This window comes from Haloferax namakaokahaiae (assembly GCF_042663225.1).
Taxonomy (GTDB): domain Archaea; phylum Halobacteriota; class Halobacteria; order Halobacteriales; family Haloferacaceae; genus Haloferax; species Haloferax namakaokahaiae.
The window spans coordinates 104,151-127,315 of the sequence record NZ_JBHTAA010000015.1 but is presented as its reverse complement, the minus strand read 5'-3'; the positions used below and the strand labels follow the sequence as shown (position 1 = coordinate 127,315).

General features: G+C 62.2%; 21 protein-coding genes. 3 read left to right on the top strand and 18 right to left on the bottom strand.

The annotated features are described in order from the left end of the window. From ACFQJC_RS18160 to ACFQJC_RS18115, 10 genes are all read right to left on the bottom strand, one after another. Nucleotides 1-609 carry a nitrous oxide reductase accessory protein NosL gene (locus ACFQJC_RS18160; protein ID WP_390226135.1) on the bottom strand — a complete coding sequence of 203 codons (609 nt, stop codon included), beginning with the start codon at nucleotides 607-609 and terminating at the stop codon, nucleotides 1-3. A gap of 163 nt (nucleotides 610-772) precedes the next feature. Further along, nucleotides 773-2,098: a phosphoglucosamine mutase gene (gene glmM, locus ACFQJC_RS18155; protein WP_390226133.1), complete on the bottom strand. Its 1,326-nt coding sequence runs from the start codon at nucleotides 2,096-2,098 to the stop codon at nucleotides 773-775. 126 nt (nucleotides 2,099-2,224) lie between these two features. Then, nucleotides 2,225-2,545, bottom strand: a complete 321-nt coding sequence (locus tag ACFQJC_RS18150; RefSeq protein ID WP_390226132.1) for a HalOD1 output domain-containing protein — start codon at nucleotides 2,543-2,545, stop codon at nucleotides 2,225-2,227. 150 nt (nucleotides 2,546-2,695) lie between these two features. Further along, nucleotides 2,696-3,334 carry an NADPH-dependent F420 reductase gene (locus tag ACFQJC_RS18145; RefSeq protein WP_390226130.1) on the bottom strand — a complete coding sequence of 213 codons (639 nt, stop codon included), beginning with the start codon at nucleotides 3,332-3,334 and terminating at the stop codon, nucleotides 2,696-2,698. Between the two features lie 57 nt (nucleotides 3,335-3,391). Then, nucleotides 3,392-4,702 carry an MFS transporter gene (locus ACFQJC_RS18140; protein WP_390226129.1) on the bottom strand — a complete coding sequence of 437 codons (1,311 nt, stop codon included), beginning with the start codon at nucleotides 4,700-4,702 and terminating at the stop codon, nucleotides 3,392-3,394. Nucleotides 4,703-4,756: 54 nt separating this feature from the next. Further along, a complete protein-coding gene (locus tag ACFQJC_RS18135) occupies nucleotides 4,757-5,761 on the bottom strand; it encodes a methyl-accepting chemotaxis protein (RefSeq protein WP_390226127.1) in 1,005 nt (334 codons plus the stop codon). Nucleotides 5,762-6,035: 274 nt separating this feature from the next. Further along, the gene (locus ACFQJC_RS18130) at nucleotides 6,036-6,986 is read right to left on the bottom strand and encodes a metal ABC transporter permease (RefSeq protein WP_390226161.1); all 951 of its coding nucleotides are present in this window, start codon (nucleotides 6,984-6,986) and stop codon (nucleotides 6,036-6,038) included. A 17-nt stretch (nucleotides 6,987-7,003) separates the two neighbouring features. Then, nucleotides 7,004-7,795: a metal ABC transporter ATP-binding protein gene (locus tag ACFQJC_RS18125; RefSeq protein WP_390226125.1), complete on the bottom strand. Its 792-nt coding sequence runs from the start codon at nucleotides 7,793-7,795 to the stop codon at nucleotides 7,004-7,006. Next, the gene (locus ACFQJC_RS18120) at nucleotides 7,792-8,856 is read right to left on the bottom strand and encodes a metal ABC transporter substrate-binding protein (RefSeq protein ID WP_390226123.1); all 1,065 of its coding nucleotides are present in this window, start codon (nucleotides 8,854-8,856) and stop codon (nucleotides 7,792-7,794) included. Before ACFQJC_RS18120 ends, ACFQJC_RS18125 begins: the two co-directional genes overlap by 4 nt. A gap of 269 nt (nucleotides 8,857-9,125) precedes the next feature. After that, entirely contained in the window at nucleotides 9,126-10,553 is a 1,428-nt protein-coding gene (locus ACFQJC_RS18115; RefSeq protein WP_390226122.1) for an FAD-dependent oxidoreductase, read from the bottom strand. A 121-nt stretch (nucleotides 10,554-10,674) separates the two neighbouring features. On the opposite strand from ACFQJC_RS18115, the gene ACFQJC_RS18110 reads away from it, so the two are divergent. After that, complete coding sequence (locus tag ACFQJC_RS18110; RefSeq protein ID WP_390226120.1) at nucleotides 10,675-11,397, top strand: hypothetical protein; 723 nt, start codon at nucleotides 10,675-10,677, stop codon at nucleotides 11,395-11,397. 25 nt (nucleotides 11,398-11,422) lie between these two features. On the opposite strand, the gene ACFQJC_RS18105 is transcribed toward ACFQJC_RS18110, so the two are convergent. From ACFQJC_RS18105 to ACFQJC_RS18090, 4 genes are all read right to left on the bottom strand, one after another. Next, a complete protein-coding gene (locus ACFQJC_RS18105) occupies nucleotides 11,423-14,080 on the bottom strand; it encodes a PGF-pre-PGF domain-containing protein (RefSeq protein WP_390226118.1) in 2,658 nt (885 codons plus the stop codon). Between the two features lie 293 nt (nucleotides 14,081-14,373). Beyond that, nucleotides 14,374-15,399, bottom strand: a complete 1,026-nt coding sequence (locus tag ACFQJC_RS18100) for an NAD(P)-dependent alcohol dehydrogenase (RefSeq protein WP_390226116.1) — start codon at nucleotides 15,397-15,399, stop codon at nucleotides 14,374-14,376. 67 nt (nucleotides 15,400-15,466) lie between these two features. Then, nucleotides 15,467-15,955, bottom strand: a complete 489-nt coding sequence (locus ACFQJC_RS18095; RefSeq protein ID WP_390226114.1) for a PIN domain-containing protein — start codon at nucleotides 15,953-15,955, stop codon at nucleotides 15,467-15,469. Beyond that, nucleotides 15,956-16,258, bottom strand: coding sequence for a ribbon-helix-helix protein, CopG family (locus ACFQJC_RS18090; protein ID WP_390226112.1), 303 nt, complete (start codon nucleotides 16,256-16,258; stop codon nucleotides 15,956-15,958). It lies immediately after the preceding gene. Between the two features lie 122 nt (nucleotides 16,259-16,380). On the opposite strand from ACFQJC_RS18090, the gene ACFQJC_RS18085 reads away from it, so the two are divergent. Beyond that, complete coding sequence (locus ACFQJC_RS18085) at nucleotides 16,381-16,962, top strand: RNA-binding protein (RefSeq protein WP_390226110.1); 582 nt, start codon at nucleotides 16,381-16,383, stop codon at nucleotides 16,960-16,962. 102 nt (nucleotides 16,963-17,064) lie between these two features. After that, nucleotides 17,065-17,520 (top strand): hypothetical protein, encoded by a 456-nt coding sequence (locus tag ACFQJC_RS18080; RefSeq protein ID WP_390226109.1) that lies wholly within the window; start codon nucleotides 17,065-17,067, stop codon nucleotides 17,518-17,520. 41 nt (nucleotides 17,521-17,561) lie between these two features. Here the strand turns inward: ACFQJC_RS18080 and ACFQJC_RS18075 are convergent, their stop codons facing one another. The 4 genes from ACFQJC_RS18075 to ACFQJC_RS18060 all read right to left on the bottom strand — a co-directional run bounded on the left by ACFQJC_RS18075 (nucleotide 17,562) and on the right by ACFQJC_RS18060 (nucleotide 23,085). Continuing rightward, on the bottom strand, nucleotides 17,562-20,225 hold the full coding sequence (locus ACFQJC_RS18075) for a heavy metal translocating P-type ATPase (protein WP_390226106.1): 2,664 nt from the start codon (nucleotides 20,223-20,225) through the stop codon (nucleotides 17,562-17,564). Nucleotides 20,226-20,321: 96 nt separating this feature from the next. Beyond that, complete coding sequence (locus ACFQJC_RS18070) at nucleotides 20,322-21,719, bottom strand: hypothetical protein (protein WP_390226104.1); 1,398 nt, start codon at nucleotides 21,717-21,719, stop codon at nucleotides 20,322-20,324. Then, nucleotides 21,716-21,967: a DNA-binding protein gene (locus tag ACFQJC_RS18065; RefSeq protein ID WP_390226102.1), complete on the bottom strand. Its 252-nt coding sequence runs from the start codon at nucleotides 21,965-21,967 to the stop codon at nucleotides 21,716-21,718. The genes ACFQJC_RS18070 and ACFQJC_RS18065 overlap by 4 nt, the downstream gene beginning before the upstream one ends. A 53-nt stretch (nucleotides 21,968-22,020) precedes the next feature. After that, a complete protein-coding gene (locus ACFQJC_RS18060; RefSeq protein ID WP_390226100.1) occupies nucleotides 22,021-23,085 on the bottom strand; it encodes a DUF7350 domain-containing protein in 1,065 nt (354 codons plus the stop codon). Between the last annotated feature and the right edge of the window lie 80 nt (nucleotides 23,086-23,165).

Below are 23,165 nucleotides of genomic sequence, written 5' to 3'. Positions count from 1 at the left end.
CTACGAGCGCATGTAACCGTCGAGCCATTCCGGAGTGACATCGTCGAATTCGACGGTGTCGCCCTCGTGTTCGCTGGCGAACGCTTCGGCATCCGCCGTATCGGAGAACGGAATCAACTCCGCTCCCATTCCGCCGAGGACCTCGCTATCGACGACGTACGTCATCATAGTCGCATCCCCGAACGTCTCGGCCGCCGTGTGGGTCGAAATCGAGAGTCGGCCGTCCTCTTCTGTGAGTTCGTAATCCACGGTGGAGTAGTCGGTGACGTAGACGACTTCGGCGGTCCACCCCATCCGTTCGTGCTCGAAGTAGTAGGGGAACAGTCCCATGCTGAGCGTGTGGAACCACGCCGGGTTTCCGTGGCCCTTCGGCGCGTTGTCGCGGTAGAAAATCTGCCCGTTCGGCCCCGCGTGTAGTCCGATAACCATCCCCCCCTGGTCGTCCGTCTTCTCGCCACCGAGGTCGATGGGGTCGGGGACAGATTCGGACTGGCGCGTTCCGATACACCCCGCGAGGGCGGCGAGGGCCGTCCCGGAGAGTGCGGTCGTGAACGACCGACGGGTGGCCATCGGTGCCGGCGAAGACTCGTCGGAAGGGTCGTGTGGCATCGGGGTCTCACTTCGAACTCAGCCGTCACCGTATGTAAACTATCACAACTCGCAGTCGTCGTTCGAGACGTAGACTACAGCAGTTTGACGGGCAGAGAGACGGAATTCACGGCGTCGAGAAAAGCGAAACCGAGGAACGAGTCGCGTGGAGGTTGCCGAACGGTCAGGCGGCGACTCGCTCGCCCTCGACGAGGGTGACGATATCGTCGAAGAGGCGGTCCGCGGTCGCTTCGTCGCGCGCTTCCGCGGTCACGCGGATGAGCGGTTCCGTCCCGCTGGCCCGGACGAGGAACCACCCGTCGTCGGTATCGACGCGGATTCCGTCGATGGTGTTGACGTTGTCGTATTCCGAATGAATCGTGCAGGCGATACGGTTCATCGCTTGGGTCTTGTCGTCGAACGGGATGCTCTTTCGGCGAGTCGTGTACTCGTCGCCGTTGAGTGAGGCGATTTGCTCGGAGAGCGTACCGTCTCGTTCGACGAGCGAGGCGAGTTTGAGCGCCGCGTAGTGGCCGTCGGGGGCGAGCGTCTCGTCCGGCCAAATCCACGCGCCGGACGGTTCGCCGCCGAAGACGAACCCCTGTTTCGAGACCTTCTCTGCGACGTACACGTCGCCGACGGGGGTGTAGCTGACCGACCCACCCGCCGCCTCGACCACGTCCTGGACGAGGAGACTGGTATCGATAGGAACGGCGACCGACGAACCGTTCGTCACTGCGTCGCGGGCGAACAGTGCGAGGAGGTAGTCGCCGGGGATGTACGACCCGGTCTCGTCAACGGCGACCAATCGGTCGGAGTCGCCGTCGTGGGCCAGTCCGACATCGACACCGAGTGCGGGAACGACCTTCTGCAGTGCGACCAGCGTCTCGGCGTTGGGTTCGCTCTTTCGGGCGGGGAACCGACCGTCTCGTTGGCCGTCGATAGTGTTGACCGTCGCGCCGAGTTCGTAGAGCGCATCGACCGAGACGCGGCCCGTTCCGTTGCCGAGGTCGAACGCAATCGAGACGTCTTCGAGGTCGTCGAACGAGGAGACGAGGTGATCGACGTGGCGAGCGGAGGCGTCGGGCCACTCGCGTTCTTCGCCGAGTTCGTCCCAGCCGACGAGCGATATCTCGTCGCGGTTGAGCCGATGGACGATTTCGCGCGTCTGCGACCGGTCGAAGGCGCGGCCGCTCGGCGTCCAGAGCTTCAAGCCGTTATCTGAGGCGGGATTGTGGGACGCCGTGATACCGATACCCGCATCCGCACCCATCCACCCCACCGTTCGAGCAATCGTCGGGGTGGAGGTGACGCCGATTCGAATCACGTCGGCACCGCACTCTCTGACACCGGCACTCACGGCATCTGCGAGGACGTCGCCGCTGAGTCGTGCATCCTGTCCCACAACCACAGTCTGTGCGTCGCACCCGACAGCGCGACCAATACGAAGGGCTAGTTCGGCGGTCACAGTCTCGCCGACTGGACCCCGGATTCCACTCGTTCCGAACATATCACACGAGACGTAAAGAGGATGTTTTGGTATATGTTTCCTACTGCCGACAAAATCGAATCAGGGAGTCATTACTCGGCGAGCTAACCGGGGGACTGAACTGGGGTGGAGAGAACGAGTGTCGGGTTAGTTCCACTCGGGGGGTGCGTGTTCACCGTGCGGTCGAAGTTCGAGTGTGACGGTAGAATCGATGGTGACATCGAAGCCAGCGTAAGAAAAAGACAGCGTCGCATTCTGTGCGTCGGCGAAAATCGCTTCGAGCGCATCGGGGTCGATAGTTCGAGCGAGTGGCGGCAGTTGGGTCGGGGTGATGTTCTTGATGCGTGCAAGACATAGTACAAGACTCGTCGCTATCGGGTCGTCGTCGTCGAGCGTCGCCCGGTAGGTTCCCGTGTCAGAATCGTATTCAATACTAGACTGAATTCTCGATTCGGTCCGTGCCATCATAGTAAACATACCACCGTGCGAACTCACTCTTCTTAAATCCATGCTATTTGTGAACAGTAGTAGTACGTGAGTGTCTGTAACTCGTGAATGTTGGGGACTCAGGGACGTGAGTATTGGGCACGCGAGAAACGACCAACTCGGTCGATGTCCCTACCACAGGGGTCGAAGTTTTGCGACCGCATCACGGGCGTCGGGAGTAGAAAACTCCCGAGAGTACAGTGGTCCACCGGGTTCCATGAGTCGTCCACCAGACTCTAACTGCCCGGCATCGACCGGCCCGAAACCGAGTTCTCGAACGAGGTCGGAGACGACGCCTTTAGCCTCGTCGTCGTCACCGGCGACGAAGAGGGCGAAGCGTTCGCTCTCGGGGAGGTCTGGATGGCCGAAGTCCCGTATCGTCTCCCAGTACATCGTGTTGAACGCTTTGACGACCCGCGCCGCCGGGAGTTGTCGAGCGACCAGTTCCGACGACGTGTCTTCGCCGAGGTCGATGACGTGAAAGTCGTCGGTGTACGGGTTCATCGCATCGACGACGATTTTTCCCTCGAAGAGCGAGGCATCGGGGAGCGACCCGCGGTTTCGGAAGGGGATAGCGAGAAAAACGACGTGTCCGAACTCGACTGCTGTGTCAGGTTCGGCGGGGTGGAGTCGCGGGCCGAGCATCTCGGACAGGTCGTCGAGCGACTGCGGCCCGCTCCGATTTGCGATGGCGACCTCGTGTCCCGCTTCGACCAGCAGTTGCGCGACGGTGCCACCGAGTCGTCCAGCGCCGACTACCCCAATTTTCATGAACTATCGTTCGCGTCCCGGGCGATTAATCTTTTATGGCTGACATCACCCGCTCGTTCAGACACCGCCGGCGTACGCTTCGAACTCCTCGCCTCGAAGCGCGAAGTAGGCGACACCGACGAGCCCAATCGCGGATGCGACGGCGAACGCGAGCGACGGGTTCTGTGCGTAGAGCCAGCCACCGAGTGCAGCACTCGGGATGACGACCGTGTTGCGAACGAGGTAGTAGGTTCCCGTCACACGCCCGCCCGCGTCCCGTTCCGCGGGACCGACGATGAGCGCCTTGTGGGCCGGTAGCCCGGCGAATCGGAGTCCCGAGAACGCGAACAGCGCGACGAGCGCCCACTGGTTGTCGGGCGCGCTGATGAGAAGCACGGGGAAGACTGCGTAGACCAGAAAGCCGAGACCGACGACCGGTTTGAGACCGGTTCGTTCTGCGAGTTTCGAGACCGGGAGTTTGGTGACGATGGCGACGACCATCTCGACGGAGAGCAAGACGCCGAAGAACGCGTCGGGGCGGAGTGACACCCCGAACCCCGTGAAACCGACGCGGAGGAACTCCGTGACGACGATGACGAAGAAGACGTACACCATGCCGTTGGCGAATCGAATGAGCGTGTCGGCGAGGAGGAGTGGTCGCAACGTCGATGGGAGCGACTGGAGGTCGTCTCGTATCTGTGAGATTCCCTCGAACGACTTACCGAGTGAGTCTTCACTGGCGTCGTAGAGGAAATGCTGTGCCACGGTTGCGGCGAGACCGAACGCCGCGGCGACGACGAGGATGTACTGGAACCCGGTGACGAACGTCGCCGTGAGGGTGAGGAGCGCCGCGGCGATGAGCGGACCGAGCAAGAAGCCGATTCGACGGAATATTTCGGTGCTCGCAAAGCCCATCGCCAACTGACTCGGTTCGACGCTCTGCTTGACGATGGCGAACGTCGCACCCAGTCCAAACGACTGCCACGCCTGCGTGAGAAACAGACCGAGGAAGATCCAAATCCACGGTTCGAGTGAGACGCCGGCGACTGCCACCTGCGGAATCAGCGGAGCGAGAAACCAAAACAAGAAGCCCGCGGTCGAAACCGTCCCGAAGAGCGTCAACGAGAGCCGAGAGCCGAGGCGGTCGGAGAGTGCTCTGCCGGGGTACGGATACAGCGCGCCGATGAGATTTCCGAGACTGCCGTAGAGACCGACGACAGTCGCACTCGCGCCGAGGACGCGCAGATACTCGGGGACGTATCGCCCGGTCATCTGAAACGAGAGGCTGAACGCGAGCATCGCAATCGAGAGGACGAGCACGTCGCGTTCGAGTCCGATAAACTGCCGGAACGAGTCGAGAACGTCCACGGAGTCTCGCCGGGTCGCCATTAGATGACCCGACGGACTGCCGCCCGATTAACGTACGGGTCGGGGATGGATGGACTACGCGTCGAGTTCGTCTTCGAGGTCCTCGACGTCGTCTTCGACGTGGTCAACGAGCAGGTTCACTTCCGAGATTTTCGCCGTCTGTTCTTCTGCCGCGGCGGCGATGTTGCTGATTTCGGAGGCGACTTCCTCGGCACCGTGCGCGGTTTCGTCAACGATACTTGCGACCTCTTCGGTACTCGCGGCCTGTTGGTCGGTCGCTCGGGCGACTTCTTCGGCCCCGTTTGCGGCCTCTTTGACCGCATCGTCGATATCGCGGAGCGCCGCGACTGCCGCATCGACTTCGGTGAGTCCCTCGTGAACTTCGTCGTTCGCCTCGGCGATGTTCTCCACCGTCTCCTCGGTCGTATCCTGAATGTCGTTGACCATCTCCTCGATTTCGGTGACGCTCTCTTGGGACTGCTCGGCGAGCGATTTCACCTCGTCGGCGACGACGGCGAACCCAGCGCCAGCGTCGCCAGCGCGTGCTGCCTCGATAGAAGCGTTGAGCGAAAGCAGGTTCGTCTGGTCGGCGATTTGCGTGATAACCTCGACGAGGTCGTCGATTTGGTCTACCTTCTCGCGGAGTTCGACGATTTCGTCATACACGTCCGTCGTGACGGTATCGACCGTCTCCATCGCATCTGCGGCATTGTCTGCAGAACTCCGGCCCTCGGTGGCGATGGTTCGCGCTTTGTTGCTCATCTGTTTCGCCTGCGTCGCACTGGACGCAATCTCTTCGACGCTCGCGCTGAGATTGGACACTTCCCCCGAGACCTCGTGCATGTTCGTCGATTGCACGTCCGCGAGGTCGCTAATCTCCTGAGAACTTATTGCGACACTCTCGGATGCGTCGGCGAGTTCTGCGACTGCCTCGGTGATCTCTTCGGTGGCATCGCTGGTATCATCGACGTCGTCGAGTACGTCGTCGGCATCGGCAGCGGTGACCACTTGCGGACTGAGGCCACCATCGGTGACTGGTTCTTCGTCGGACGTGTTCGAATTGTTGAATTCTCGACTCATTGTGATACAGGGGATAAAACGGAGAAACGGTGATAAAGTTTCTTCCACCTGTATCAAAAATAATAACCAGAACCCCAAGTGATTCCGAGTAAAAGTGGAGAAATGTCGAAGATAGTTGGCCAGATACGAGACCAACTGTTGGTATGAAACACGTAACGGAAAATATGAAATTCAAGCCACCATATATAAAAAGCGTATCTCACAAACGGGTAGCATACTTAAACTAGGTGGTTCGACGCAGTTTCAGTATAATTTGACAAAGTGGTGAAAACCGTCACGAACGGTACACCCCCAACGACGTCGCAACAGTGACCGACAGAAAGCCCCCTATCGTGACGAGGACGATCGAACCCCCGGCGGCGAGCCCGTACACGTACGCGAGCGAGACGCCGACCACACCAGCGACTTCAGCGGCGAGGACAGCGACGGCGAGCGACTGCTTGTAACTCCTACTCAATCCGGCGGCGGTGATAACTGGGACGACGAGGAGCGCCGCGACGAGAATCACACCCATGATTCGCATGGCACTCACGACGACGAACGCCGTCAGCACCGAGAGTAACGTGTTCACGGCCCGGACGCGGATTCCAGACGCGAGCGCCGCGACTTCGTCGAACGTGACGTACAGGAGGGGGCGATAGATGACCACGACGGCGGCGAGAACGACGAGCGTCATGCCGACGAGCAGGCCAACGTCGCCGCGCGAGACAGTTGCGAGCGACCCGAAGAGATACTGATTGATGCCGACCGAGATACCCCCGCCAGTTATCGAGATGAGGACGCTTCCGAGCGCGAACCCGCCGGTGAGAACCATCGCAAGCACGGCGTCGCTGCGGGTATCGGTGAACTCTATGAGTACCTGGACGAGCAATGCCGCGACGACGGCGACGACCAGTGCTCCGAGCAGGGGTGAGACGACAACGTCGAAGGTGGCGTCGAGGAACAGTGCGACTGCTACCCCGGCGAAGGCGGTGTGAGCGAGCGTATCGCCGACCATCGAGAGGTCACGATAGACGAGAAACGACCCGACGAGGGGGCCGACGAGAGCGATACAGAGAACCGAGAGGTACGCCCGTTGCATGTACGGGTAGTCGAGGAATTCGAGACCGGTCGCCTCGGCGAGCAACGAGAATCCCTCTCCGACGACGACACGTAAGAACCAATCGAAGAGTCCTGTGAGCGGGTCAACGAAGAACAGCGGCATCCCGATATCGCCCGCCAGCATCAAGAGCGGTTCTCCGGTCACGAGTCGCCCTCCAGCGAGTCGTCACCGTCTGCGGTCGGGTCGTGATGCGCGTGATGCGTGTGGTCGAGAAGTCGGTAGTTCGCACCGTACGCGTCGTCGAGTGCGTCGCTCTCGGCGAACTCGTCGGTCTCGCCGTGGAAGAACAGTCGCTTGTTGAGACACGCGATACGCGAGGCACGGGCGGTGACGAGGCCGATATCGTGTTCGACCAGGATGATAGTGAGTCCGCGCTCGTTGAGGTCGGCGAGCAGGTCGTAAAACGAGTCTCGTGACTCCGAATCGAGCGCCACGGTCGGTTCGTCGAGCGCGAGGAGGTCAGCCTCCGCGGCGAGGGCCCGCGCGACGAACACCCGCTGGCGTTGGCCACCGGAGAGTGATCCGATTCGACGGTCCGAGAGGTGGGCGACCCCGACACGGTCGAGTGCGGTACCGACAGCACGCCGGTCTGCGCGGGTGAATCTCCCGAATAGGTTCCGCGGATATCGACCCATTCGAACCACTTCCCGAACGGTAATCGGCATATCGCGGGCCGTGTCTGTCACGTCCTGTGCGAGGTAGGCGATTCGCTCGCCGTCGGCGAAGGCGTGGGCGTGCTCGCCGAACAGTCGTACCTCCCCGCTATCCGGGCGTTGTAACCCGAGAAGCAGTCGGAGGAGCGTACTCTTTCCCGACCCGTTCGGTCCGACGAGTCCGAGAAACTCGCCTTCTTCCACGTCGAGAGACACGCCCTCGATGACCGGCGTGTCGCCGTAGGAGAAAGTGACCTCCCGAAGCGTGGCGGCGGTCATTTCGCACCGAGTGCAGTCTGGAGAGACGGCAGGTTCAGTTCTGCCATGATTTCGAGATACCCCCATCCTCGTTCGTCCCATTCGTCGGTTCGGCCCGGAATCGCCGTCAGCGGGAGCACCTCCTCGGCGGCAGTCTCGTTCACGAGTTGCGTGGCGGCGCGGTCCGATTCGAGTGGGTCGGCCAGTACGTGCCGGATACCGTGTTCGTCGATGGTCTCCTGTGCTCGCTCGATATCCTGCGGCGAGGGTTCTTCGTCGGGCGAGAGACCGGTGAGTGCGACGACTTCGAACCCGTACCGGTCGGCGAGATAGCCGTACGCGTTGTGTCCCGCGACGAGGACGACGTCTCTCTCACGAGATTCGAGCGTCGATTCGTACGTCTCGTCGAGGTCTGTCAGCGCGTTTCGGAACGACTCCGCGTTGGCGGCGTAGGCCTCGGCGTTCGCCTCGTCAACTCGTTGAAGCGCATCTCGAACCGTCTCGGTCGCGGTGGCGACTCGATGTGGGTCCATCCAGAAGTGCGGGTCTATCGACCCGTGGTCGTGGTCGCCGTCTTCGCCGTGAGTCCCGTCGTCGTGATGCTCGCCCGATTCGTGAGCCTCTTCGTCGTGATGTTCACCCGATTCGTGGTGCTCTTCCTCCTCGTGACTCTCGTGGGCGTGGTTGCCATCGGCTCCGATTTCGTGGAGTTCGACGTCCGCCGCCGCAGAGACGGTGACGACATCTGCACCGTCGGCTTCGAGCGACGTGAGAACGTCGTCGGCCCACGGCTGAAACCCGGGCATACCGTGGACGAAGAGCGCGGACTCGTAGATTCGCCCCTGAATATCCGGTCCGGGTTCCCACCCGTGGCCGTGTTGCCCAACCGGAACGAGGGTTTCGGTGGTCGCAACGTCGCCCGCGACGTGACCGAGAATATCGCCGAAGACGAAGAACGACGCAGAGCCAGTCGTCTCGGCATCTGATTGTGAGCCTGCAGTGCCGCCTAAACAGCCAGCGAGTCCTCCCGTAACGACACCCGCAGTGAGGGTGAGGAATCGCCGTCGGTTGGAGTCCGTCATATTAACAAAAATACCCTCGTTAGTAATAAGAGCTATTATTCAAAATTGTATTATTATTAATCGGCGGAGAGCAGTGAGCGAGGCTTGTACGAGGCGACAGACAACCGAGGAGAAGAAACCTGAGAGGGAATTAATCAGCGGCCGACTGACGAGTGCGTGCAGTTTGCCGTTTGTACTTCCGGATGGTGAGAAAGACGAGGGGTGTGCCAACGACCGTCGGCCACAACCACGCGGACAGGACGAGTCGTCCATTCACCGGATGAGCAACCTCACTCTATCGACCCACGGAGCACTTTCGCCGCGGTCAACACCGGGTCCCACACGGGGCTAAAGGGCGGCGCGTATCCGAGGTCCAAGCGTTCGAACTCTTCGACGGTCAACTTCGCTGCCAGTGCGGTTGCGATGATGTCGATTCGAACCGCTGCTCGGTCTTCGCCGACGATACTCCCGCCAAGGAGTCTCCCGCTGTCCGAATCCGCGACGAGCGTGACCGTCGTCTCCGCCGCACCGGGATAGTATCCCGACCGCGACCCGGCAGTGATGGTCTTCGAAACGGGGTCGAATCCGGCCTCGCGCGCTTCGTCGAGGTCGATGAGACCCGACCGGCCGCATTCCAAGTCGAAGGCTTTCACCATGGCAGTCTCCGCGACTTCTCCGACCGGTTCGGGACGGCCGGCCACCGTCTGTCCGATTGCCCGTCCGGCACGGTTCGCCGGGAGTCCCAAGGGAACCCACGTCGGTCGCCTCGTGACCGTGTTGACCATCTCCGCGCAGTCGCCCGCGGCGTAGACGTTGTCAACGTTCGTCTGCCCGTACTCGTCGGTCGCAATCGCGCCGGAGTCACCCAACTCGACCTGCTCGGAGACGAGTTCGACGTTCGGTTTCAGGCCGATACCGACGAGCACTGCGTCCACGTCGAGTTCGCGTTCCGAACAGACCACCCCTTCGAGCGTTCCGTCACTGCCGCGAAGTCGTTCGACTGGTTCGCCGAGATGGAGCGATACACCCTGTTCTCCGAGGTGTGATTCGACCGTCTCGCCGACTGCTTCGCCGAAGGCCTTGAGCACGCGGCCGGAGCGCTGGAAGAGGTGCACGTCGATGTCGAACGACGAGAACGCCTCGGCCATCTCGACGCCGACGAACCCCCCGCCGATGATAGCGACGGACTCCGGCGGGTCCATCGACAGATAGCGAGCGGCGCGCTCCTCGTCGAGGTATTCGCCGCCACCGAGGCCTTCGACAGTCGCGGTTTCGGGGTCCATGAGGAAGGCGCGAATCGCCCCGGCGTCGTCGAGGCCGTGGAGTTTGAACACGCCGTCGAGGTGAAAACCATCGACCGGTTCGGTGCGCGCGCGAGCGCCAGTTCCGACGAGCAAATCACCGTAGGGCTGGTCGAACGTGCCGTCTGGACCATCGACGGTCACCACCTGTGCGTCCGTATCGACGGCAACGACTTCGTGTTCTCGCCGGAGGTCGATACCGCGCTCGGCGGCGTCTTCGGGAGACAGCGAGAGGAGGTCTGTGAGATTCTCGACTTCGCCTTTCACGAAGTAGGGCGTCCCGCAGTGGGCGTACGACACCCAGCGCCCTCTCTCGAAGACGATGGTCTCGCGGTCTGCCGTGGTTCGCGCGAACTTACTGGCCGCGGAGAGTCCGGCGGCATCGCCACCGACGACGACGAAGGGGTCTGTGGACATCGACAGAAGAGTACACACCGCTGTCACGTAGCCTTCTCGGTGTGGGGAGTGAGCGGTGCACGACGATACCGATAGAGCGATTATTTTCCCGCCGACTGCGTCCACTAAACGTGTTATCTACATGAGTCACGGCGAGAATGAGACCACCCTCTTCGGTGTCCGGCTGGATAGAACACGGGACATCCCGCTTCGGTTCGCACTGTCGTCGCTCGTCGGAGGGACCCGGTTTTGGACGGTGGTCGTCGTCGGTCTCCCGCTCGCCGCACTCCTCGCGTCGCTCGCTCACAGTTTGTTCGTCTCGTTTGCTGCGGCACTCCCAATCGGCATCTCGCTTTGGCTCCTGTGGCTGAGCCACGAGTTCGTGGCTCCAACACTGGCTGTGGACACTGAATCCCGGACACTCACGAAGTCGAAACCATACGACAGTGGCCAGTACTCACCCATCGACGTGGACGATATCGACCACCTTACGGTCGTCACGTTTGCCGACATCGCCCTCGTGCAGTTTCAGTACGATGGATGGGCGGCCGCGAAGCCACTGGCGACGGCAATCGACGTATCGAATACCGACGAGTTCGTCGAGCGACTCGAACAGTTGGGTACCGAGGTAACCGTTCGAGCGTTCTCCAGATCACGCCTATCGGCTGATTCAGCCCACGTCCGTATCCTTACCACTCCACTAGTCGTCGTCGGGTCACTGCTCTTCGTCTGGCTACTACACGGAGCGAGTGCGTTTGCCACCGACGCCGTGGTCGTCCCATTCGTCGTGATGCTCGGCTTTGGACTGTACGGCTACCGTTGGCGACGACGGGTTCGACGGTCGAACGACGGCGTCGGGAAGTGACCGAACGAAAACCGTCCCGAAGCGTTTAGCGTCGCCACACGAAGGTTCGGACCCCGAAGACGACGACAACGGCCGCAATGCCGAGTATCACTACTCCTATCGGGTCGAACCCGGACGGTTCCGTAATCGGACCGTCGGTGGTCGTGTTCGGTTCGGGCGTGTTGTACTTCGAACTGCCCTCCTGGACGGTGATGTCGATCGCTTCGTCGTTCACGCGCAGCGTGTACACGCCGGGCGATTCGATGGTCTGTTCGAACGTGACCACCTGCGACTGACCGGGACCCACGGAGACGGTCCGCGTCTCGATGGTGTCGCCGAACGCCTCGTACGTGAGCGTCAACTCACCCTCCGAACCACCGGTGTTCGTGATCGTCGCAATGAGCGTCACGCTCTCACCGGGGCCGATGAGCGTCGCGTCCGCCTTCAAGTCGATGAGTCGGACCGACGCCTCGGGGTCGCGGACGGTCACATCGACGCTGTCGCCACCGATGGAGATGGTTCGCTCACCCGCCGACTCGAAGCGGTAGTCGAACGAGACGGTCTTCGTCTCGCCCGCCGCGATTTCGACTGACCGGCTCGCCACGTTCTCGTTGTCGATGCTCATGTTCACCGTGACGACGCCGTCGCCGCTCCCGGTGTTTGTCACGTCGGCGGTCACCGTCGTCGGGTCGCCGACCACGATGTTCGATTCGGTCGTGACGTTCGAGACGGACGCGTTGGGTTGCTGGATGCCGACTGCGAAGTACGACATGCCCGGCGAGGTCGATTCGAACACGTAGTGGGTCTCGTTCTCCGAGACGACGCTCGTTTCGAGTCGCTCCCACGCGCCGTCGTGGTAGCGGTAGAGCGCGACGTTCTTCGGGAGTGTCTCGCGCGCGTCGAGGTTCGCTTTCGACACGGCGAACTCGACGGTGAGTTCGGTGAGCGAGTCGTTCACCGTCTCGTCGCCCTCGATTTCCAAGTAGAGCGGTACGTCATCGACCCCAGAGAGCACGTCGGGACCGTCTGGTTTCTCCGCGAAGCGCTGTACGCTCACCGATGCGGACGACGCAGAGCGCGAGAGCGTAATCGTGCCCTTGCTGAACTCGACTCCCGAGTCGCCGGAAATCGAGGCCGGGAGTTGGAACTCGACCGGTTTCCCGGCCTTCGCGTCCGAGATGTCGTACTGGACGCCGCCGTCCGACAGCGACGTGCTCTTGACTTTCGTCGCCGGTCCGGACGACGAGGAGCCACCGCTGGAACCGCCGCCCGAACTACCACCGGACCCGCCGCCGCCGGAGCTGCCACCACCACCACCGCTACGCGTGGGCTTCGGCGTCGAAGTCGGCGCTTTCGTCGTCGGCTCGGGCGTCGAGGTCGGCGTTGGCGTATTCGTCGGTGTTGACGTGGTCGTTGGTGTCGAGGTCGTCGTTGGTGTGTCTGTCGGCGTATCTGTCGGTGTGGACGTTGTCGTGGGCGTAGACGTCGTTGTCGGCGTGTCCGTCGGCGTCGATGTGGTTGTCGGCGTGTCCGTCGGCGTCGATGTGGTTGGTGTGTCTGTCGGAGTGGACGTCGTTGTCGGCGTATCCGTTGGTGTCGAGGTCGTCGTTGGTGTGTCCGTCGGCGTGGACGTGGTTGTCGGTGTCGATGTAGTCGTCGTCGGCGTGGACGTGGTCGTCGGTGTATCGGTCGGCGTCGATGTGGTTGTCGGTGTGTCAGTTGGTGTAGACGTGGTCGTCGGCGTATCGGTCGGCGTCGATGTGGTCGTCGGTGTATCGGTCGGCGTTGACGTAGTCGTCGGCGTGTCCGTTGGTGTAGATGTGGTTGTCGGCGTATCCGTTGGTGTCGAGGTCGTCGTTGGTGTGTCCATCGGCGTAGCCGTGGTTGTCGGTGTCGATGTGGTCGTCGGTGTAGACGTGGTCGTCGGCGTGGCTGTCGGGGTGGACGTGGTCGTCGGCGTCTCAGTCGGAGTCGGTGTCGGTGTCGGCGTTGGCGTTGGCTCGGGACACGGTCCCGCGGAAATCGTTAGTTCGCGGTCCAGTTCGAGCGTTTGGGTGCTCCCGTCCGAATCGACGAGTCGGAACTCGGTGATTCGATTGTCGCCGCCGGTCCAGACCCAGTCGTTCCAGTGAGCGGCTTGTTCGTTGAATCCCGGCGTGATAGACACCGAATCGCCCGAGCCGAGGTTTTCGAACCCGCGGTACGCCCCGCCATCGGTGCGGTTAGGTGCCCATTTCCAATCGATGGTGGCGCTGTCGCCGCTCAACACCCAGTCGTCGTCCTGGTTGCCGCCGCCGTAGTAGTCGTCTTGGACGACCCAGCCGTCACCCTGCGGAAGCCCGTCGATGGTGAACGTTACGGTAGAGGCGTGCGGTCCGTCACCAAGGATATCGTGCAAGAACACGAGACTCACGCCCTGCGACCCGTCGTAGAAGAACATGTTGCTCACCTGGTTCGCTTGGTACGGGCCGGTCCCGTAGGACGAGAAGATGCCGTCGGGGTCGGTCTCGTTGTTGCGGTAGTCGTAGAACGATTCGACGGAGGTCGTCCCGTCACCCACTGCTTCGACGGTGTAACACTGCTCGCCCTGATAGACCGAGAACACAGTGTTGTCACCGGGCGCTGCGAAGACACCGGGCGTCACGGAGGGCAAGACGACCAGTATCGCAATCACGAACACGAGCAACTGAGATTGTGGCTTCATCAGTTACCCACGGGTTGTGTGGAGGGTGTGGTCTCCTGGGTCGAGTCAGTCCATCGAACGGCGGGAATCGAAGAGGAAGGCGAAGCCCAGAAGTCGCTCTGTAGAATCATACAATCAATCTTGGTTGAGTGATGCCTCCGGAGGAATTTGGTTATAGACAGAGTACTAGAAGCGACAGAATCGTGAGACAGACATTAAACCGCACCTCGTGGGACGTGAGCGGACTCTAACTACCGTTCTCGAAATTCACGTTCCGGCTCGAAAACAGGGGTAACCAAACGGGATACAGCGCGTTAGAACGTCACCATGCCCTTGATGACGTTCGGCTCTCTCGCCCGTTGGAACGCATCGTCGATGTCTTCGAGCGACGATTCGAACTCGACGATACCCGCGACATCGACGACGCCGTCGGCCAGAAGGTCGATAGCCACCGGATAGGTGTTCTTGTATCGGAACGACCCACGAACGTCGAGTTCGTTGTCGATGATGTCGAGCACGTCGAACGGCACCGTCGCCTCGCTGGCGAGTCCGACGAGAACGACCGTCCCGCCGCGGCGAACCACGTCGAGAGTCGATTCGATAGACGGTGTCGCACCAGATGCTTCGACGACCACGTCGGCACCGACGCCGTCGGTGAAGTCCTCGACGGCCGATTCGAGGTCCCCGTCTGCGACGTTGACCGCGAGGTCAGCGCCGCGCTCGCGCGCGAACGAAAGCTTCTCGTCCACGACATCGGTGACGATGATGTCGCCGGCACCGGCCGCGCGAGCGGCCTCCATAATCATCAACCCAATCGGACCAGCACCGGTCACGAGGACGGTATCGCCAGTTCCGACGTCGCCACGGCGACAGGCGTGGATGCCGACCGAGAGCGGTTCGCACAGTGCTCCTTCGGTGGTCGAGACAGTGTCGGGAAGTTTGTAGGCGAAGTCCGCCGGCCACGAGACGTACTCCGTGAACGCGCCGTCGTGCGGCGGTGTCGCCATGAATTCGACTTCCTCGCAGAGGTGGTAGTTCCCGTGCTTGCAGTGCGAGCAGCGGCGACACGGAACACCAGGTTCGAGCGCCACGCGGTCGCCGACCCCGAGCGAGGTGACGTTCTCGCCGACTTCGACGACTTCGCCCGCGCTCTCGTGGCCGAGGACGAGCGGGTTTTCGACGACGTAGTCGCCGATTCGCCCGTGCTCGTAGTAGTGAACGTCTGAGCCACAGATACCGACGTCTCTCACCGCGACGAGCACGTCGTTCGGACCCGCCGAAGGCCGGGGACGGTCTTGGAGTTCGAACGTCTCGGGTTCGAGGAGGACGGCGGTTTTCATAGGCGGTGATACACGTCGGAGCCACGTATAAGCGAGGACGGAGAGACGAAATCCGCTGGAGAATCCGTCACTCGAACAGCTGGCGTGCGTAGCGGTAGAGCGGCACGCCAAGCCAATCTCGACCTTCGGCCATCGTCTCGAAGGCGGTCTTGGCTTCCGCTTCGGTGAGCACGTCGCGTTTGACCAGCGCCCGAAGAACGATAGGCGAGAGCGCGACTTCGGCATCGACCAACTGGCGAAGTTCGGGGAGTGCGCGGAAGTCGTCGGTGACGAGAAAGACGGCGTCTGTCTCCCGAACCGCGGCGACACAACTCGCCTCACCAGCGTCGATACGGCTCGTCACGAACGAGTCGCTATCGACTTCGACGACATCGAATCGGCCCACAGAATCGAGGACTGCCGAGGCTCCCCGCCCGTGTCTGTCGTCGTACTCGGCGGTCTGTTCGAGTTCGTCGAGGACGATTTCGGTCGTGACGACGCTAAACTCGCTGAGCACCGGGTCGAGAACATCACCGACTGCGAGCGAGACGAAGGCACTCGTGTCGATAACGAGCATCTAGAGGTCGGCGAGTTTGTCAGCGAGTTCTTCGCCGCGGTCGAGCACCTGCTTCGAGGCGCGAACCGCCTCCGCGTCCTGCCGGCCGATAACCTCGGAAAGCTTGTCGAAGTCGATTTCGTCGTCGAGATACAGTTCGACCACCGCCTCTCGAAAGCTCTCTTCGGCTTCTATCTCTTCGAGATACCGCCGAAGCGCCTCGATGAGCAGTTCGGTGCGGTTCTTGTGGGTGACCGCCGCCGCGATATCGGCGTGGTCCACCAGTTCCTCGGGAAGCCGAAAGTTGACCCGCTTCGTACTCATTGTACATACGTTGTGTGTACAGTATCAAAGAGGTATCGCCAGTGTTCCCCCCGTAGGAATCCGAACGAACACCGAAAAATCGCGGGACCTATCCCCGACCACCCCCTCGAATCGGACAACGAATGCGAGAGGACGAGTTGGCGACTCGCGTCGTCGAGCACTTCCGGGCAGCCTTCGAAGACGTGACCGTCCACCTCGAAGAACCGTACGACCACTACGGTAATCGCGGGGTCGCCGACGTGTACGTCAGGGTTCGGACCCCGGAACCGGTCGATTACCTCATCGAGCTCAAGTCCGACGCGGCGATTCGTCACGCGACGGGGGCGAACGAGATTCTGCGCCAGTATCGTCGGATGGAGCGCTACTTCTACAAGGACGACGAGCATCGAATCGACCGCAAATTGGGTCGAGACGGGCCAGGTGTCCACGTGCTGTTACTGTTCGCGCCGACGGCGGCCTGTGTCCGACACGTCCGCGCGCATCAGGCGCTATACGAGTCAGTCGAGACGGATGCCACCGTCGAAGCCGTTCCCGCGTCCCGAAAAGTGGCGTTTCTCACGAAGTTGGACCGCGCTTCTGATGGTGAACTCGGCTTTCTCTCGGTGAACGGTGAGGTGTCGTTCGACTCCGAAGCGTTCCTTTCGGCGGTGCCTGACGGCAGTCGTTTGGCCGATGCGCTCGCAGACGTGTCGAACACGGAGTAGGGACCGGCGATAGTGTACTGGTACACTCTTGGCAATTGATATCGAGAATCGACGGTCACCGAAGCGAACACTATCATACACCCCCCGCTCGTAGGGGGTGGCATGGGAACGATTCGAAAGTCGGTTCGACTTCCGATTAGCGACCTCCGCCAGCAGGTCGCGGACGCCGTGGGCGTGGCACCGTCCCTGCTGGAGATTCAGGATATTCGAATCGAAGACGGGTCGCTCGAGGTGGACGTGAGCCACCCCGACGGGAGCGACGTGCCCGCTATCGAACTCTTCGTGACCGACCCCTCCGGAAAGACCGAATCCTACGTGACGGAACTCGACGGCGCGAAGACCCTGCTCATCGCCGGCGAGGACGTTCGCGTCGAACTCGTCGATTACAACCGCGACCGAAACGAGGTGTTCGTCTCGGCGAAGCACCGCCAGGGCCAAGAGTGGGTGACGGTCCTCGGGTGCGGCGAGCAGTGGGTCATCGAAGTCGAACGCGGCGGCGAGACAGCACACGTCCAGTGTCGAATCGAGAGCGCGATAGAGACCCCGCAAGAAGGGTAAGCGAACGAGAAATCGGGAACGCAGCGCGAAGCGAGGGTCGGTCAGTTCTTCGGTGAGATACGCGCGAGGCGCATCGCATTGCCCGTCACGCCGAGTGTCATCCCCGCGTCGCCCGCGAGCACCGCGAGCGCGACGCCGACGTAGCCGAGCGGAACGCCGACGGCGAGGACGGCCTTGACCGCCAACGACGCCCAGATGTTCTGTTTGATGACGTTCGTCGCCGAGTGCGAGAGGTCGTACAGGTAGGGGAGCTTCGACAGGTCGTCGCTCATGAGCGCGATATCGGCCGTTTCGAGCGCGGTGTCGGTCCCCGCGGCACCCATGGCGATTCCGACGGTTGCGGTGGCGAGCGCGGGCGCGTCGTTGATGCCGTCGCCGACCATGGCGACCGACCCGTACTCCGCTTGCAAGCCTTCGACGGCCGAGACCTTGTCCTCGGGGAGCAACCCGGCGCGGTAGTCGTCCACGCCGACGCCTTCAGCGATGGCAGCGGCCGTCCGTTCGTTGTCACCGGTGAGCATGACGACCGAGAGACCGAAGTCGCGGAGTCGCTGGACCGTCTCGCGGGCGTCGGGCCGGAGTTCGTCGGCGACCGCGACGAGACCCTCGATTTCGTCTTCCCTACCGACGAGGACGACGGTCTTCCCCTCGGACTGGAGGCGGGGAATCGTATCCGAGACGAGGTTGAGACAGCCCTGTCGGTCACAGAGCGAGCGGATGTCGCCTTCGAGTTCGTCGTCTGCTTCGACGACGTGGGCGTGTTCGAGGTCGAACCCGAGTTCTTCGAAGAACGTCGGGTTGCCCGCGTAGTGCGGGACGCCGTCGAGGTCGGCGCGAACGCCCTTGCCGGTGATGCTCTGGAAACTGGAGACCGAACGAGCGGACGCGCCGTTCGCGTCGGCGTGCGTGACGATGGCCTCGCCGATGGGGTGTTCGCTCCGCATTTCGAGGCCGCGAGCGCAACGAAGCACGTCCTCTTCGGAGTTGCCGTTGAGCGGCACCACGTCGGTGACGGTGAGTTCGCCCTTGGTGAGCGTCCCCGTCTTGTCGATAGCGAGTGATTCGACCGACCCCATCGCTTCGAGGTGCGACCCGCCCTTGATGAGCACGCCGTTCCGAGCGGCGGACGTAATGCCAGAGACGACCGACACGGGCGTCGAGATGACGAACGCGCAGGGGCACGCGAGGACGAGCATCGTGATGCCGTGGACGAACCACGTCACCCAGTCGGCACCGAAGGCGAGCGGTGGAATCAGGGCGACGCCGATGGCGACGAGGACCATGAACGGCGTGTAGTACGACGAGAATCGCTCGACGAACTGCTCGCGCTCGGTCTTGTTCGCCTGTGCGTCTTCGACCATCGAGACGATGCGCGAGAGCGTGTCGTCGCCGGCGGCGGACTCGACGCGGATATCCAGCGCCCCCGCTTTGTTGATGGTTCCGGCGTAGACTTCGTCGCCCTCGGTCTTATCGACGGGGACGGACTCGCCCGTGATGGGCGCTTGGTTCACCGCGCTCTCGCCGGTGACGACGGTTCCGTCCGCGGGAATCTTCTCACCCGGCGTGACGACGACAACGTCGCCGACGACGAGTTCCTCGACGGGGACGACGACTTCGTTCCCATCACGTTTGACCGTCGCCTCGTCGGGCGAGAGGTCCATGAGTTCCCGAAGCGAGTTTCGCGTCTGGTCCATCGAGTAGCGTTCGAGGAGTTCGGAGACGCTAAAGAGGAACGCGAGCGTCGCCGCCTCGAAGTAGAGACTCGTCGAGGCCGAGATGAGACTCGCGGTGACGGCGCTGACGATTGCCGCCGACATGAGGAAGTCGATGTCGAGACTGCGGTTCCGAGCGGAGTAGTAGCCGTTTCGCAGAATCGCCTGCCCGCCGATACCCGCGCCGACGAGGTAGAGCAGTTCGGGGAGCGTAATCGAGACGCCGAGAAGGGACGCGACGACGAGTTCGAGACCGAGTGCGTACTCGGTGAGGAGTCCCGCCGCGAGGAATCCACCGCTGACCCACGTCTTCTTCGCGCGCAGGCTTCGCCAGATGCTCTCGCGTTCGTCGCCAGTTCCAGCGTCGTGGCCGTGGCCCGCATCGTCGTCGTCGTCGCCATCGCCGTCGGTGCCGACGACTTCGTATCCAGCCCCTTCGACCGCATCGACGACCGAATCGACCGACGTGTCGGGGGAGAGTGAGACGACGACGGTACCAGTCATCGGGCGCGTCTCGTACTCGACGATACCGGGAACGGTCGTGAGGGCATTCTCGACCTTGCCAGCGCACGAAGCACAGTCCATGTCGGGGACAGAGAGGGTGAGTCGCCGGGAGTCGTCGGGCGACGATTCGACGGCGTAGCCCGCGCGCTCGATTCGGTCCGCGATGTCTGCGGGAGTCGTCGTCTGCGGGTCGTACGAGACGCGAAGTTCACCGCTCGTCACGCGCGGGTCGATGTCTTCGATGCCGTCGAGTGTGCGAACGCTCGATTCGACCTTGCCGGCACACGACGGACAGTCCATCTCGGGGACGCCAAAAGAGGCGTCAGCAAAGTCAGAAGAAGCGGCAGAAACGTCGCCAGCGTGTGCTCCGTCGGACGGCACACCATCCTGGGTGTCCACGGAACAGGTGTCATCGCACCCACAATCGTCCGTTTGCTGGCGTTCGGCCGTCTCAGAAGAAGACGAGATGCGGCCGTCATTTTCGCTCATACTCGGTACTAGTGAACCACGAGTTAATAACCCACCTGTTATAAAACCGGCTCTGAATACAATATGGTCATAATTTAGACCCCGTTGGTTAATAACTCAGAGATACGGCGGCGACGTCGTCGGCAGCGAGATGAGCCAGAGGCTCAGCATGGTGTAGAGAATCATCACCGCGACGAAGGGGAACTGGCTTCGAACCGCCTGCAACCGACTCGGGAAGGTCCGATACGCCTGCGAGTGTGCCACCCACACTGCGAGGAGGTGGCCCACCAGGACGAACGCGACGTTGAGACCGCCGAACCACGCCGGGAGCGTGAGGACGACGGGATTCGACGGCGGCGACAGCGGCGACGAGAGCGCGCCGACGAGCATCGGCGACAGGGAGACGAAGAAGCCGAAGTAGTGGGCGAGGTGGTAGCCGGCGGCGATAGCGACGAGCGACGGTGCGAAGGTAATCGCCAGCGAGCGCGGCGTCTCGAACGTCTCGATTCGGTCGGCCGTCACGCGTGCGGCGAGCAAGAAGAGTCCGAGGAACGCCGCGTAGCCACCGAGATAAAAGAACGCGTAGACGAGAAGCGGCGGCACACCGGTCTCGACGATGGTCGTGATGACGGCCGCCCCTTGCTGCGTCGTGACGAACCCGCTGAACGTGAGTTCCCAGACGAGGACGACGGCGACCGCCACGTCCGAGACGTCGGCCACGTAGTCGTCGGTGACGAGTCGCATCCCCGGAAGTCGGACCGAGAGACCGTCGTCCGTCCATCTGAGCGGTGCGACTCGGCCGTAGAAGTGCAGAAACACAGACACCGGGTCGATGCGGTCGAACCACGTCTCGACACCGAGGAGAATGGCCCCGGCGACGGTGACCACGGAATACCCGGCGAGCGCGAGCGCGAGCAGTTCCGGTTGGCGCGTGACGCCCGCAGCGGTTTCGACCCAGACGAGCGCGAGAATGCCGGCGACGGCGGGCCATCGGCCGAATCTCTCGGGATACTCGACGAAGCCGTTCGGAACCGCAGAAGCGAGGGTTCGCCACGGGTTGAGCGCGCGCCACGTGTCGCCGACGAGGTAGGTGAACATCGTGTAGCCCGCGCGAAAGCCCGCGAAGACGACGATGACCGCGAAGTTGACGGTCGGTACTTGCGGACCGGTGTAGCCGAGATAGACGAGGAGGACGAGCAGCACGAGTCCAATCGCGTGGCCGACCAAGACGAGTCCGCGGCGAATCGCGCCATCGACGGCGACCGACTCGCGCCACAGGTGAATCCGGTCGATGAATCGCCGGTCGGTGACGAAACTGGCGAGCAGGGCGGACGCGCCGACCGTCGCGCCGCCGGTTGCGAGATAGAGCCATCGCGGGACAGCGAGGTTCTCCTGCGATGCGCCGGCGAGTCCGACGGCGGCGTTACTCGCCGCGACAGGGTCAGACAAGAGTGCGAGGAGACTGGTGACGAGCATTCCGACACCGAACCGACGGAGCAGTTTCGACCGAGTCATGATGCGAAGAGGATAAACAGGATGAGAAAGCCGAAGTACAGGACGACGAGGGCACCGAGGGCGCGAATTCTGAACGATTTCAGCTCGCGCTCTTCCTCGTAGTACGCCTCGCGGTACGCTTCGATTTCGCTCGCGTCGAGGATGTCCGGGTGCCGTGCCCCGCGGTGGAGGACCAGCAACGTCTCCGTTGGGTACGCATCACCGCAGGTCGAACAGACGTGGCGAACGGAGTTCGTGTCGGTTGTCATCCCACTTGCCTCACTCTACGGCCGCACCGGGTGCTGAACGTTTCTGTCTCACGTCACACCTCGAAGGACATCGGTTCGAACTCGAAGAAGGCGGTTTCGTAGCCGTCGTGGCGGGCGATTTGCGGCGGCACGTCCACGGAGAGTTCGATGGCGTCTCCCGATTCGAGGGGTTCGACCGGTAATCCGTAGTGATAGCTGAGTTCAGGGTCGAGCGTCCGTCGGAGTTGTGCGGTATCGACCAGTGTCTCGCCGTCGCGTTCGACCGAGGCTCGAACGCCCATCATCGGGAGGACGAACTCGTTGTGCGGCGTCCGCGCGGAGACGTAAAGGTACGATTGCTCCGCGTCGAACCGGTCGCCGTCGGCGACGACGAAACAGTCGAAGAGGGCGTCGGCGCTCGTCCGTCGGCCGAGGTGGGTTCCCGGGAGGTCAGAAATCGACGGTGCGACGCCCGTCGGCACGTCCATCATCTCCATCGGTGGGACGGCACCGCGTTGGCCCGCGTTGTCACCCAACCTCGTGAGTTCGACGTCGTACAGTTCGTCGGTGTCGAACTCGAACGTGAACGAAGCCGTCTCTGCCGTCTCGAATCGGCCCGCAAAGGACCCAGTTCGGTGGAGCGTCGTTCCGCCGACGTGGACGCGGGCTTCGTACTCGCCTTCACCGTCGAGGACGTAGTTGGAGCCGTAGTGGACCCCCATCTGTTGTGAGAGCATGGGGTAGGCGACTTCCTCGCTCACGAGCGAGCCGTCTCGGAGAATTTCGATAGAGACACCCGAGTCGAGGGGGAGAATCGTTCCCGTTTCGGCGTCCCACACCGACGCCATGAGGTGCAGCGTATCGTCCGCCTCGACGACGGTCTTCTGGAGTTCTCCACCGGCGACGGACCAGAATCGATGCGGGTAGGAGTACGTGAGTGCGACGCCGTAGGGACCGGCAGTCGTCATGCCGTACATCTTCATTCCCTCGGTAATCGCCGGAAGATAGACCGCATCGGGTCGGTTTTCGACAAGCGGCGGGTCTCGCCACGCGGACTGGCGTTCGAATCCGCCCAGACAACCAGCAGTCGTCGCCAGCGCGCCGAGACCGAGCGTCTTGAGGACGTCTCGTCGTTTCATTGTGTGGAGTGGGCCCGAAGTCACATCGGGGCTATTGCTGGATTTTACGAGCGAATGCGTATGGCGGTTGCGCTTCGGGT